Consider the following 12,370-nt stretch of genomic DNA (forward strand, 5'->3'; position numbering starts at 1 on the left):
CGCGCTGCCTTTGATACTTAAATGAATGGGAAGAATTTCGTATGTTGAACACACTGAAAAGCAGTACCGAGGTGGCAACGGCAGGCTCGGATAAATTACGCGGACTGGTCTGGAATGAAGACTTGAGCCTGCAGTCGGACTCCAACGCGGCCGTCCAGCAGCGCCGTCAGGCCATTGACCGGGCGCGTGCCAACCGCCCACGCACCGCGCATATCGAGCGCGAAATCATGATTGCGGTGGTGGTGCTGTACATCCTGATTCTGGGCAGTTTTGCCGGTCTGCATTTGTATGGCCACTACATGGTTTCCCCGGAAGCGGAACAGGTACAAAGCGAGGACTAAGCCATGACTGAAAAAAAACAGGGGGGCGCGGTGGTGTCCAGCCTGAGCGACAAGCGCGGGCAAAAAACGGCATGGTTGCAGCTGTCGGCCAGCCGGCACGATGAACTGGCCGAGGCGCAAGCCAAACTGGGCCTGGACCTGAGCGTCAAACGGGGCCGTGCTGCCGCGGAAGAAGCGGGCTTTATTCTGATTCCCGTGGAGATGGTGATACGTCAGGGCCAGCAGTACCGCGAAACCAGCCTGCTGTTCGCCTTGAGCAAGGACCGCCTGATCAGCGTGGAGCAGGACGTGCGGGTTGATACTTTGGAGCGAGTCAGCCAGCAGTTGAACGCCAGGGCAGAGGCCGGACAAGCTGCGCCCAGCCCCGCGTCAATTCTGTTCATGATCCTGCAGGCTCTGAACGACCAGGCTCGTGCCACGATTTCCGATATTGCCGGGCGTCTGGACGAGCGCAGCGATACGGTGGCGGCAGCCAGTGGCGGCTTTGATACCTCCGGCCGTCAGGCCGGGGTAGCGGATATTGCCAGTACCGCTATCGGTCTGGGTGAGGCCGAGGAACTGGTCGCCAAAACCGTGGAAGGGCAATTGATGCTGGCTCGCGCAGGTCGTTGGCTGCGTCGTACGCCCGGTGGCGAAAGCGCAGAGAACCTGTCCATGTTGCTCTCGGATATTCAAAGCTTGCGTCGCTATGCCCGCTTTCAGCACGACAAGATCCGCAACTTGCAGCAGTCCTTGATGACCACGCTGGATTTGAAGCAGAACCAGGTGATCAAGGTCTTTACAGTGGTTACTGCGGTGTTCTTGCCGCCTACGCTGATCGCGGCGTTTTACGGCCAGAACTTTGCCAATATGCCCGAGCTGGAAATTATCGGTGGCGAGTGGCTGGTTATGGGCATGACCGCCGTATTTGCCTTGGCTCCCTTGGCCTATGTAAAGCGTAAAGGGTGGATGCGATGACGGCCCGTTTCAAGGATATGGCTTCCTGGCGGCGCTTGCAGGCCCCTGACCGTCAGGCGCTGGAAGATCTGGGCAAGTTGTATCGCGTGGATTTGCTGCCACAAGCCCAGGCCAGCCTGGGGATGGCCACACGCATACGCTGTGTGCGAGTGAGTGACGAACAGATGCAGGTGTCTGACCTGATCTGGTGTTTGGGGCAGGACGATCAGCCTTTGTATACCGTGGAAACTGGCCATCGTCTGCTGCGTCCCGGCCAGGCTCTGGAGCGCTTGAGTGCCCAGGAAATGTCCTTGGCCAGCTCCCATGCCCTGGCTTTGACTTTGCTGTATCAATTGCTGGCGCAGACCTCGCAAGTGCTGGACCGTATTGATCAGGGCCTGAGTGTCTCGACCCTGTCCTTGCGCGGCTTTCTGTCCAATGTCGGCACGGACTATTCGCGCGGTGCCGAGGACATGATTGATCTGGACAGCCATATGGCAACCCTGCACAAACCGCTGTCTCATGTGATGCATTCCATTGACGATCTGGAGCAGGCCGCACAACGCTTGCGCCGCTGGGTGTATCAGGAAAAAAGCCTGGAGTTGAGCCGAGTGGACGAGCTGATTGCCGCCATTGAAGGCATGCAGCGCCGTGCGCATTTCGCCATTGAACGCCAGCGTTTTCATTGGCGTGCCGCCGGAGAGTCCGTGGCCATGAGCGACCTGAACGTGACCAAGGTCTTTACGGTGCTGTGGGCCTTGCTGGTGCCCGGTACAGCCTTGATCAACTGGTACGGTCAGAACTTCCATGTCATGCCCGAGTTATCTTGGGAGGGCACCATGTGGGTGCAGTTGGTGACCGTGTTGGTGTTGACGGCGGTACCGATCTGGACAATCAAGAAATCGGGCGCGTTGCGTTAAGGGGGAGTGCTGTGTGCTGGCCCGGTTAGGCGCTAACTCCTACCCGAATCAATTCGCGATTTTTGTCTTTCCACTGCGACGGTAAACACATCCTTAGCTTTTCAGAGCGGGGTGGCCGTCCCTGCACCAATGTGTAGAGGTACCCATGAATGCAAGCCGGTTTTTCCATCCCGATCACAGCGCCGTCGTACACCAGAGCCCGGTGCGTCTGGTACGCCGCGCCCACTGTGCGCTGAGCTACTACGACACCCGCAGCGTGCCACAAGTGTTGCAAGCCTTGAATACCCAGCGCCATGGCCTGGCCTTTGATGAAGTGTTGCGCCGTCTGATACAGAACGGCCCCAATCAAGTACGGGTACTGCGTTCCAGCCCTGCTGATCTGACCCAAGTGGTCCAGACCATGAAAAAACAAACCTGTCAGGTGCGCCGCGATTTGACCATGTACGATCTGGCACGGGATCACCAGTCCCGCGTGCCGGCTCGTATGCTCGTGACTGGCGATATCGTGCTGTTGTCTGCCGGTGATTACGTGCCGGCGGATCTGCGCTTGATCCATCAGGATCACCTGATTCTGAACCGCGCCATTTTGCAGGCCGCACCCGATACTTGCGCCATGGGCGACCGGGTTGTGGCCGGGACCGCACAAGGTGTGGTGGTGGCGACGGGTAATCAAACCTTGTTAGGAGTTCTGATGCGTGAACCTGTTCCTGTGGCCTGCGGCTGGCGTCGTGTGCTGGAGTGCAGTCCTTTTCAATTGAGCAAAGCCGCTTCTTTGGCAGCTGGCGTGGCCCTGTTTGGTCTTGCAGGAGCGCTGATGATGCCCAGCCACAGCCATGCTGAAACCTCGGTGCAGCTCTATGGCACTTTGGATGCCGGTTTGGGTTGGACTCGCGTGAGCGGCGAAGGCTCGCAGCGTGACGTGCTAAGTGGCGGGCAGACGGACTCGCTGTGGGGGATTCGAGGCCATGAGGATCTGGGCGATGGGCTGCGCGCCACCTTCAATCTGGAAAGCGGTATTGATCTGGCCACAGGCCGGGCCGAGGATTCCGGGCGTCTGTTCAACTATCAGGCCTGGCTGGGTCTGGGCAGTGATAACTGGGGCGAGCTGCGTTTTGGACGCCAGTACACCGTGGGCCAGGAATTTGTCTCTGCCATTGAAGTGGGTTCCTGGAAAGACTTTGGTATGGGCGCTTTGATGCGTGCCTCGGACAACTACCAGATCTCCAATCAGTTCAGCTGGCGCAGCCCGGAATGGGCGGGTATGCAGTTAGGCGCCAGCTATAGCGCGGATGTGGGCGAGCAGGGCCTGGGAGGGTCTCGCAGCAAACTCTATAGCCTCGCTTTGCGCTACGAGGACGGCCCCTGGCTGTTGGGGGCCAGTTACGAGAGCTTGAGTCGTGTCGAGTCCCATCGTCCTACGGCCTGGCAATTGGGTGCGAGCTATGACTTTGAGGTAGCCCGTCTTGCAGCTGGCTGGAGCCGTCAGAGCAATGGCTTTGTGGGCCTGAATGGTGATGATGGTCCTGCCCATCTGCAAAACAAGGGCTTGAAAGGCTTGGGCCCGGCGAAGTTCATCAACGGTGGCCGGCTGGACACCTGGTATGTGGGCACGGCGATTCCTGTAGGCAAGGGCGAGTTCCAGCTGCAATGGTCTTTGGGCCGTCCGAACTGGACCTGGGAGGATACCGATGAGCGCGCACGTCGCATTCAGGTGATGTCTGTGGGCTACGTGCATGCCTTGTCGCCCCGAACCAGCGTCTATGCCTTTGCGGCTCAAGGACGTCGCTTTGATATGGAAACGGCAGCCAGTGCCAGCGAACCGCGTAGCAGCCGTGTGGCTTTGGGTGTGACGCATCACTTCTAATGAAATGGCCGGTTTCCTGCACCTGAGTCCGTGTTCTCACTGGCCCTGGCGCAGGAAGGTCGGGCAGGGCTGAGTGCTTGTGGGGACGGCTCAGGAGACATATCCCTAAGTATAAATTTGATGTCTGCAAGGCGATGGAAAGTGTGTCAATGCCTGGCAGACAAGCCCACACTCAGATGCGAAAATACTGTTGGTGCAAAAACCGTTGCACCTTCTTTTTTAACTACTCACGTTTAAAAGTAAATGGACCCTGATCCTTCTTTATGGCTTTGTTCCTGTAAAGGACAAGCCTTCTTAATGACCAGTCAATTGGACACTGGACCACAAAGCGGGCCCCTCTGATGAGGTGAGCACTCTTTCTGGACCCCTGTGTCCGAAGGAGAATGCTATGTTCCGCCTCAACCTGTTTCGTTCCACCCCACACAACAACGCTCTGCAAGACGCTCTGCGCCTGGCCGCATCCCGCCAGCGTCAAGGCTACCTGCTGGAGCTGCTGCAAACCCACGGCGCTCGCGAGTTTGCTTACGCACTTAATGACCTGTCCGGTCGCACCATCGAAAACGCACTGTCCACACTGCCCACCGTGGAGCGCAGCCAAGTCCTCAAGCATCTGTCCCGTCGTGCCAAAGCCCGTCTGAACGATGTAGAAAGCTTTCGCTACCAGCCCACTCATGCCGTGCTGACACTGCCTTCTTTTGTGATGTAAGAGCTTGGCAGATGCCCCTGACATTCGGGGCGTACTCCGGCGCCGCGGCAATGATCTGTGCAGAGATCGTTGGGCGGGCATGGCTTTATAGCTATGCCCGCCTTTTTGATTGCAGCCTGAACGCACTTCTTTTTTTTACGGCCCTGCAGGGCGAACAGTTGTTTTCATCGATGATCTGTCGTGAGCAGACGACGCTTGCGACGCTCGCAATCAGAATCCCTGCCTTTTCATGTCATAATTTTGGAATGAGAATGATTATTGATTAGTTTGATCAGGGTCTATGGACTATTCGTCAGCGCCCATAGGGATGGGAGATTTCTATCAAGATCACCGTAGCTGGTTGTTGCGGTGGTTGCGCGCGCGTCTGCATTGCAGCTTTACGGCGGAAGATCTGGTGCAGGACACCTTTGTGCGTCTGCTGTTGGCCCCCTCTACCGTTCATCATTTACGTCATCCTCGTGCGTTTCTGGCTACCACGGCCAGAAGGCTGTTAATTGATCGCAGCCGACGCATGGCGGTTGAGCAAGCCTATCTGGAAGCCTTGGAGGCGACCTTGGCCGAAGGGGCGCAAGCACCCTCGGCAGAGCAGTGCGCCCAAACCCTGGAGGCGCTGGCCTTGTTGGCTCAGGCTCTGGACGAGTTGCCCGCGCGGGCTCGCATGGTGTTCCTGAGCTGCTATCTGGATGGGGAAACGCAATCAAGCGTGGCCAAGAGCTTGGGGGTTAGCGAACGCACTGTGCGTAATGATCTGGTGCAGGCTTTGCTCCATGTTCAGACCTTGATTCCAGCTTGAGCCCCATGTCCAACGAGGAGATAGAGCGACAGGCCGCCCAATGGGTTGTGCTCTTGTCTGATCCCGAACAATTCACCGAACAGGCCCAAGCCGAATTCATGGCCTGGCGTGCGCAGGACCCGCGTCACGAAGCGGCGGCTGCAGGTATGGAAGCGGTCTTGGGCAGAGTCAGAAAACTGGCGGTACAGGCCAATACCACCCCTGGCCGTAGTGCGCTGGATGCAGGATTGTCGGCGCGTCCCAAGCTGTTGCGTGATTGGCGTCAGGGCATGATGCTGCTGCTCTGGGCTGTGGTGTTTATCTTGCCGATTCTGGCCTTTGTATTGCCCTGGTCCAATCAGTCCGTACAGACCGCTGCCGGAGAATGGCGCAGTGTGGTGCTGGAGGATGGCACTCGTTTGGAGTTGGCCGGAGCATCAAAGGTCAAGATTTTGTATAGCAAGCAGTACCGGGATATTGAGCTGCTGGAAGGGCAGGTCCGGGTGGTGGTAGCCAAGCAGCCGGATCGACCCTTGCGGGTCTTGAGCAGCCAGGCGGTATCGCAAGCCTTGGGAACTGAATTTATTGTGCAGGAACAGCCGCAAGGCACGCTGTTGACGGTGCTATCTTCTCGGGTGCTGGTTTATCCGCGCCCCCAGGGCCCGCAAGCCGCTCGCGAGTTGGGGCCAGGCGATCAGGTGCAGATCAATGCGCAAGGCCTGGGGGCGAACCGCCAGACCGATGTAAGCCGTGTCATGCGCACTTGGGACCAGCGGCAGTTGCTTCTGGAGCATGTGCCTTTGACGCAGGCTCTGGAGCAGATCACCCGCCAGTACTCCGGCAAAACACAGATCAAGCCGCAAGGCATGGAAGGCTTGACGGTCAGCGCTGTCTTGCCTGCCGACAAGCCCTTGTCGGCTCTGGCTTTGCTAAAGGACTTGTATCCCCGATTGCAGGTGCAGAACATATCAGACCAGGGATTGATGATTAATTTCAGGCCTTGATTGCCGCTTTTTTGAGCTCGTGCGTCTTTAATAGATAGACCTTGCCAAAGAAGGAGAGATTTCATGGTCCCGAAGAATGCGCCGCCTTTGGCGCTTGTGAAGACGCCGTTCATGCCCAATACCTGCCGCCGCCTGCTGGGCTTGGCCTTTGTAGGGGCCTTGATGCTGAGCGTGGCGCCGGCTTCGGCCCAGACGACCCAAGCCTACGCGCTGGAGGCCGGGGATCTGGCCAGCCGCTTGAGCCAGTTCGCTCAACAGGCCGGGGTAGCGCTGGTGATGGATTCCTCCCGATTGCAAGGTTTGCGCGCTCCGCGCTTGCAGGGACAGTATTCCGTGCAGGAAGGCTTTGCCGCCTTGCTGGCTGGGCAGCCGTTTCAGGTGCAAAGCCGGGATCAGGGCTATGTCTTGATTGCCTTGCCCGATAGCGACACCTTGGCGGACGACGCCAGTGTGCAGTCTTTGGCCAGTATTGAAGTGCGTCGCAATGCGCTGGGCGACATTACCGAAGGTTCAGGCACGTATGCAGCGGGCACGATTGCCACGGCAACCCGCTTGCGTCTGACTCCGCGTCAGACGCCGCAGGCCATCAGCGTGACTACACGCAAGAAGATGGACGACTTCAACCTGACCAGTATTGATGACGTGGTGCGCCATACACCCGGCCTGAGCATCATTACTTATGACAGCGAGCGTACCGTTTACGAAGCACGCGGTTTTGGTGTCCAGAACTTCCAATATGATGGCATCCCTACCTTGCGCGATTCACCATACTCGGCAGGCCATTCGCTCACGGACACAGCGATTTACGATCGTGTCGAGGTATTGAAAGGCGCCTCCGGTTTGCTCACTGGCAGTGGGACCCCAGGCGCGACTATTAATATGATTCGTAAAAAGCCGACGCACGAGTTTCAGGGATATGCCAGTGCGGGCTTGGGCTCCTGGAACAATTACCGCAGTGAAGCGGATTTCTCCGGCCCTTTGAACGAGTCAGGTTCGCTACGTGGCCGTCTGGTTGGTGCCTATCAGGACAAAAAGAGCCATTTGGACCACTACCAGCGTCAGACTTTGGTGTTATACGGCATCGTTGAAGCAGACCTGACACCGGATACCCGCTTGACCCTGGGTGCAGATTTGCAGGACAACGATCCCAAAGGATCAACCTGGGGGGGCATCCCGATTTATGACGCGCAGGGCCACTTCAACGAGATGGACCGTTCCTTTAATAACGGTACGCGCTGGAGTCGCTGGAACCAGTACACCCGTTCGGCCTTTGCCACTTTGGAGCATGAGTTCGACAGTGGCTGGATGGCCAAGGTGCAGCTCAATCGCTTGGTCAATGGTTATGACTCTGAGCTGGCGGCTGCGGCCGCTGGTAACCCTGATCCTTTGACCGGAAAAGGTGTGTCGCTATGGTCCGGGCGCTACGTGGGCAAGACGGTCTCGAACACGGCGGACTTCTATGCGACCGGCCCCTTTGAACTGTTCGGACGCGAGCACGAGTTGGTGGTTGGGGGCGGCGTATCGCGCCGTCGCTGGACCAATGCGTCTTACGGTGAAAACAGTAATACCGATGTCTCGAATTACTACCAATGGGATGGCCGTTGGCCGCGCATGAACTGGAAGCACCTGGGCGACGATCGTGAAGTGACACGAGAAAATGGTTTGTACGTCAGCACGCGCCTGAACCTGCGTGATGACTTGAAGCTGCTGCTGGGTACACGTTATGCCAACTACAACAAGCTGGATATGCGCGAGACAGGTGTATGGGTGCCTTACTTTGGGGCTGTGTATGACCTGAACGACAACTTCTCGGTCTATGCCAGCTACACCAATATCTTCCAGCCCCAAGATTTGCAAGACGAGGGCGGTCGTACTCTGGATCCCTTGCGAGGCGATAACTACGAGGTCGGTGTCAAAGGCGAATTCATGGGCGGCCGTTTGACGTCCAGCCTGGCTTACTTCCAGCTGCGTCAGGATAACTTTGGCAAGGAAACGGGGGGGCGCACACCGTCGGGGGGTATCGCTTATGAGGCCACTCAAGGTGTGCGTACTCATCGCGTAGAACTGGAAGTGGCCGGTCAGTTAACGCCGCAATGGCAGATGCATGCAGGCTATGCCTACAAGCTGTCGCGCCGCGATGGTGAAAAGGTGTCGACCTTATCGCCTGAGCACCAGTTCAACATCTATACCACCTACGATTTCGAGGGCGACTTGAATGGCCTGACCTTGGGTGGCGGTGCACGTTGGCAAAGCAAGACCTGGGGGGATGTCAGTCGACCTGGATCGCCGGGTAAGGTGCGGCATACGGTCTCGGGGTACTGGCTGGTAGATGCGATGGCGCGCTATCGCTTCAACAAAAATTTGTCGGCCACTTTTACCGTCAATAACTTGTTCGACAAGCGCTATTACTCCATGTTCTCCTGGTACAGCACCTATACCTGGGGCGAACCGCGCAACATGATGCTGGCGGTGAAGTATCAGTTCTAAGCCGAAGTAGAAAACCGCTCAAGATACCTGGGCTCGATAGCGATCCAGTTGCTCGCATAGTTCGCGAGTAGCCTCTATCAGCCTGGGGCCGGGGCGGTACAGCGCATCCGGGTTCAGGTTCAGCAAGGCGTGGGGACTTAGCCCCAGATGCTTTTCCCAGAACAGGTGGCGGGCGCGCAGTTGGGCCGGATCACGGTAGGCCATGATGACCACTTGCGGGCGCTTGTGCAGCACGTCTTCCAGACTGATGGTGGGGGCGACGGCAGCATGGCGAGCGTAGATGTTTTGCGCTTTGCAGGTGGTCAGCACATCTTGAATCAATGGATCGCGCGCCAAGGTGTACAAAGGCTCGGAGCCGATTTCCAGAAACACGCTGACCGTCTCGCCCAAGCGGCTGTTCTGGCGCAGGGCGGCAATCTGATTGTCCAGCAAAGCAGCCATCGGCACGGCCACCTCCGCCGTATCCAGGCTGTCTCCTGCCAGACGGACAAAGGCGGGAATATCGTCCAGTTTTTCAGGGGCGGCAAAGATCAGGCTGATATGGGTTTGCTGTAGCTGGCGCTGTAATTCAGGGCCGATCTGGTTGGCTTGCCAGGCCCAGACCTGATCAGGCTTTAGCTCCAGCAGCCGTTCCGGGTTTACGCGCAAGGCGTCCCCAATGCGGGGCAAATCCTTGGCGGCAGGTGGGTAGTCACTGGAACTGTCTACGGCGATCAAATGATCTTGAGCACCGGCGGCAAACAGGATCTCAGTGATGTGAGGGGCCAGACTAATCGCGCGGGCTGGAGCGACAGTTTGTGGGGGTTGGACTGCTTGCCCTGTCGCGGCTTTTTGTACCGTTTTATCTTGCTGCTTGCTCTGTACTTCTTGAGTGCTTTGCTCTGTGCTTGTCTGTGTCTCGGGCTGTGCTTGAGTCTGCTCCTGTGACAGCAGCGGGTCTTGCTCCTGCGCTTGCGTCAAGATGGGCAATCCCAAAAGCAGGGCGAACAGGCAAAGCAAACCCCATAGCCCCAATCCGCTCCAGACAGAGCGCTTTGAGTGCTGAAGACGACAAGTCGCAGGCAAAGAGGGCATCGTGCGCCTTTAAGTAAATGGCGCGGCTCTTGTGCAGATCCGCGCCAGAATCAAGCGAAGCTGATTTTACTGATTACATGCGCCAGGCAAAGTTCAGGAACACGCTGGAGCCGGCGTTGTTATAGCCACGAGCCAAGGTGTAATCCTTGTCGAGCACATTGTTCCAACGCAGTTGGGCCTCCAGACTGGAGGTCAGAGGGTAGCTGGCGGTCAGGTTCAACAGGCCGTAGCTGCCCAGACGCTGTTCGTTCTTCGCATCTTCATAGCGATGGGAGGCGAACAGGTACTCTGCGCCGGTTTTCAGCTCACCAAACTTGTGCTCCACAGCCACTTTGTAGTTTTGCTTGGCACGGCGCACCAATTGCTTGTCGGTGTTTCTATCTTTTGGATCGGTGAAGTCAGCACTGGCGCTCAAAGTGGTGTCGCCCAGTTGCTTCATGGCCGTCAAAGTCAAGCCGGTGATACGCGCTTTTTCGGTGTTGCTGGTCGTGCACTCGAAGTTGGCGTCACACACATAAGGGTTGATCATGTCGCGGATGCGGTTCTGGTAGACCACCAAGCCCAGCTCAGTCGTATCGTCCGTGTAGCGGATATGGCCTTCGACGTTGCGGGATTTTTCCGGTTTCAGATCCGGGTTGCCTTGGAAGCCCCAGTTGTATGGCGAGTACAAGTCCGCGAACGTAGGTGCACGAAAGCCCGTGTTGGCGGCGACGCCTACTGTCCAGTTGCTGGTGATATCCAGGTCATAGCCCAGGCCACCCGTTACCTTGTTGCCATAGCCACTGATATTGTCGTTACGCACGCTGGCTTGCAGGTGGTGTTGATTGATATCGCCACGGTAAATCAGGGCAAAGGCATTGGTGTTGCGCTTGTCGTCCTTGTGTACGGTGGTGTGGGTCATGCGCTCTTCCAGACGCTCGGCCAGCAAGGAGACGGTATGGCCCTTCGCCACGGTCAGATCGTTTTGCCAGCTGTATTGGCGTTGCAGTGTGGAATAGCGAGAGCCAAAGGCGCGGTTTTCCACTGTTTCTTTGCTTAGCGAGGCACTCAGGCGGCTGGTCCACAACTCAGACAGCTTGTTGGTGCTGGTCAGGCCGTAGGCTTGCTGACGTGTTTGCGTGCTGGGGGTGCGGCGTTCGGACAGGCCGTTGTCGAATTGACCATCCATAAAGCTGTTGATGGCAGTCATGCCCAGGTGTTGGCCTTGTGCCCATTCATATCCCAGAGAACCGTTCAGTCCGTGCTGGGTGTAGCCATTTTTGTCCGGGTTGTAGCTGAAGGACAGCGGGTTGGTTGCGTTGAAACCATCGCTGGTGCCGTAGCTGGAAGCCAGGCTGTAGTCCCAGCCTTGGGTCGCACCTGAAAAACCGGCGCTGGCTTTGAAGGTGTCTTGCGAACCCAGGCCTACATTCCCCCATGCGCTCAAGGCACGGTCGCCGCCGCCTTTTTTGGTGATGATGTTCACCACACCACCAATGGCATCCGAGCCATAGAGGCTGCTGCCTGCGCCACGCACAATTTCAATGCGTTCGATCAGGGCGGGGTCAATCGCTTGCCAGTTCACCGAACCACTGGTGGAGCTGTTGATGCGCATCCCGTCGATCATGACGCGGGTATGTTGTGGATTGGTACCGCGCAGGTAAATGCCCGTTGTAGTCTGCGGGCCCCCACTGCTGTAAATCTCCACCCCAGGCTGACGTTGCAAAATTTCGGCCACACTGCTTTGACCCGCTTTCTGCAAGGTTTCCTGATCAATCACCGTCACGTCACCCACCACGTTTTTCAGTGGCTGAGCCATGCGGCTAGGGGTAACAACAATTTGATCCAGTTTGGCGACAGGGGCGGTTTGGGCCGTGGCGATCAAAGGCAGGGCGCCCGCCAGGGCGACCATCAAAGGTCTGATGGACAGTAGTGTCATGGAGATTCCTGTGAGATGTGCGTCCCCGCACATCAGTAAGCGAAGCCGCCCACCGTGGGACGGCCATGAATTCAGGGTCGAGAAGCAGGCTGGTGTCGGGCTTTGCGCGTAGCAGGTACCGTTGCGGGGGCAGCACGTTTGGCAGTTCCAGGGCGGAACCGCTCACGTTTCCCATTTGACTTTCCCAGGCCCAGGGCTGCATGGGCCGGAAAGCACCTCTTTCCGAGCGGAAAATGTTACATGCCGCTGGGGCAAAGGTTAAGTGTTTAGGGTGGATTCGCTGTACAAAGCGCTACAATTGTGGCGCCAATCCACCATTCTCGCGGCTCTTGCTGTCAGATGCCGTCA

11 protein-coding genes and 1 riboswitch are annotated in these 12,370 nt (G+C 57.5%); of the genes, 9 read left to right on the forward strand and 2 right to left on the reverse strand.

Going from position 1 to position 12,370, the window contains the following annotated elements; all coding sequences use genetic code 11:
- Positions 1 to 41 precede the first annotated feature (41 nt).
- From M2Q46_RS14865 to M2Q46_RS14905, 9 genes are all read left to right on the forward strand, one after another.
- The gene (locus tag M2Q46_RS14865) at positions 42 to 341 is read left to right on the forward strand and encodes a hypothetical protein (RefSeq protein WP_009458709.1); all 300 of its coding nucleotides are present in this window, start codon (positions 42 to 44) and stop codon (positions 339 to 341) included.
- A gap of 3 nt (positions 342 to 344) precedes the next feature.
- Positions 345 to 1,298 carry a CorA family divalent cation transporter gene (locus M2Q46_RS14870; protein ID WP_115634437.1) on the forward strand — a complete coding sequence of 318 codons (954 nt, stop codon included), beginning with the start codon at positions 345 to 347 and terminating at the stop codon, positions 1,296 to 1,298.
- Positions 1,295 to 2,197 carry a CorA family divalent cation transporter gene (locus tag M2Q46_RS14875; RefSeq protein ID WP_009458713.1) on the forward strand — a complete coding sequence of 301 codons (903 nt, stop codon included), beginning with the start codon at positions 1,295 to 1,297 and terminating at the stop codon, positions 2,195 to 2,197. The genes M2Q46_RS14870 and M2Q46_RS14875 overlap by 4 nt, the downstream gene beginning before the upstream one ends.
- A gap of 145 nt (positions 2,198 to 2,342) precedes the next feature.
- Positions 2,343 to 4,061 (forward strand): porin, encoded by a 1,719-nt coding sequence (locus tag M2Q46_RS14880; protein WP_302357572.1) that lies wholly within the window; start codon positions 2,343 to 2,345, stop codon positions 4,059 to 4,061.
- Positions 4,062 to 4,449: 388 nt separating this feature from the next.
- Entirely contained in the window at positions 4,450 to 4,767 is a 318-nt protein-coding gene (locus tag M2Q46_RS14885) for a hypothetical protein (RefSeq protein ID WP_302357574.1), read from the forward strand.
- Positions 4,768 to 4,778: 11 nt separating this feature from the next.
- A complete protein-coding gene (locus M2Q46_RS14890; RefSeq protein WP_226349186.1) occupies positions 4,779 to 5,033 on the forward strand; it encodes a hypothetical protein in 255 nt (84 codons plus the stop codon).
- A 14-nt stretch (positions 5,034 to 5,047) separates the two neighbouring features.
- Complete coding sequence (locus M2Q46_RS14895; RefSeq protein WP_035270353.1) at positions 5,048 to 5,560, forward strand: sigma-70 family RNA polymerase sigma factor; 513 nt, start codon at positions 5,048 to 5,050, stop codon at positions 5,558 to 5,560.
- 5 nt (positions 5,561 to 5,565) lie between these two features.
- The gene (locus tag M2Q46_RS14900; RefSeq protein WP_226349187.1) at positions 5,566 to 6,543 is read left to right on the forward strand and encodes a FecR domain-containing protein; all 978 of its coding nucleotides are present in this window, start codon (positions 5,566 to 5,568) and stop codon (positions 6,541 to 6,543) included.
- 63 nt (positions 6,544 to 6,606) lie between these two features.
- Complete coding sequence (locus M2Q46_RS14905) at positions 6,607 to 9,030, forward strand: TonB-dependent siderophore receptor (RefSeq protein ID WP_302357578.1); 2,424 nt, start codon at positions 6,607 to 6,609, stop codon at positions 9,028 to 9,030.
- 18 nt (positions 9,031 to 9,048) lie between these two features.
- On the opposite strand, the gene M2Q46_RS14910 is transcribed toward M2Q46_RS14905, so the two are convergent.
- Both M2Q46_RS14910 and M2Q46_RS14915 read right to left on the reverse strand, forming a co-directional pair.
- Positions 9,049 to 9,990, reverse strand: coding sequence for an ABC transporter substrate-binding protein (locus M2Q46_RS14910; protein WP_302357580.1), 942 nt, complete (start codon positions 9,988 to 9,990; stop codon positions 9,049 to 9,051).
- A 187-nt stretch (positions 9,991 to 10,177) separates the two neighbouring features.
- The gene (locus M2Q46_RS14915) at positions 10,178 to 12,022 is read right to left on the reverse strand and encodes a TonB-dependent receptor (protein ID WP_251196793.1); all 1,845 of its coding nucleotides are present in this window, start codon (positions 12,020 to 12,022) and stop codon (positions 10,178 to 10,180) included.
- Positions 12,023 to 12,091: 69 nt separating this feature from the next.
- Positions 12,092 to 12,257: riboswitch (cobalamin riboswitch) on the reverse strand.
- Positions 12,258 to 12,370 lie beyond the last annotated feature (113 nt).

Origin of the sequence: Alcaligenes sp. YSL9 (assembly GCF_030515105.1) — a bacterium.
GTDB classification, from domain to species: domain Bacteria; phylum Pseudomonadota; class Gammaproteobacteria; order Burkholderiales; family Burkholderiaceae_B; genus Alcaligenes; species Alcaligenes phenolicus.

Excerpts from the sequence above, each read along its gene's own strand:
- M2Q46_RS14900 (WP_226349187.1), top strand. The coding sequence starts at position 5,566 with ATGTCCAACGAGGAGATAGAGCGACAGGCCGCCCAATGGGTTGTGCTC.
- M2Q46_RS14880 (WP_302357572.1), top strand. The coding sequence starts at position 2,343 with ATGAATGCAAGCCGGTTTTTCCATCCCGATCACAGCGCCGTCGTACAC.
- M2Q46_RS14915 (WP_251196793.1), bottom strand. The coding sequence starts at position 12,022 with ATGACACTACTGTCCATCAGACCTTTGATGGTCGCCCTGGCGGGCGCC.
- M2Q46_RS14885 (WP_302357574.1), top strand. The coding sequence starts at position 4,450 with ATGTTCCGCCTCAACCTGTTTCGTTCCACCCCACACAACAACGCTCTG.
- M2Q46_RS14865 (WP_009458709.1), top strand. The coding sequence starts at position 42 with ATGTTGAACACACTGAAAAGCAGTACCGAGGTGGCAACGGCAGGCTCG.
- M2Q46_RS14905 (WP_302357578.1), top strand. The coding sequence starts at position 6,607 with ATGGTCCCGAAGAATGCGCCGCCTTTGGCGCTTGTGAAGACGCCGTTC.
- M2Q46_RS14875 (WP_009458713.1), top strand. The coding sequence starts at position 1,295 with ATGACGGCCCGTTTCAAGGATATGGCTTCCTGGCGGCGCTTGCAGGCC.
- M2Q46_RS14870 (WP_115634437.1), top strand. The coding sequence starts at position 345 with ATGACTGAAAAAAAACAGGGGGGCGCGGTGGTGTCCAGCCTGAGCGAC.
- M2Q46_RS14890 (WP_226349186.1), top strand. The coding sequence starts at position 4,779 with ATGCCCCTGACATTCGGGGCGTACTCCGGCGCCGCGGCAATGATCTGT.
- M2Q46_RS14895 (WP_035270353.1), top strand. The coding sequence starts at position 5,048 with ATGGACTATTCGTCAGCGCCCATAGGGATGGGAGATTTCTATCAAGAT.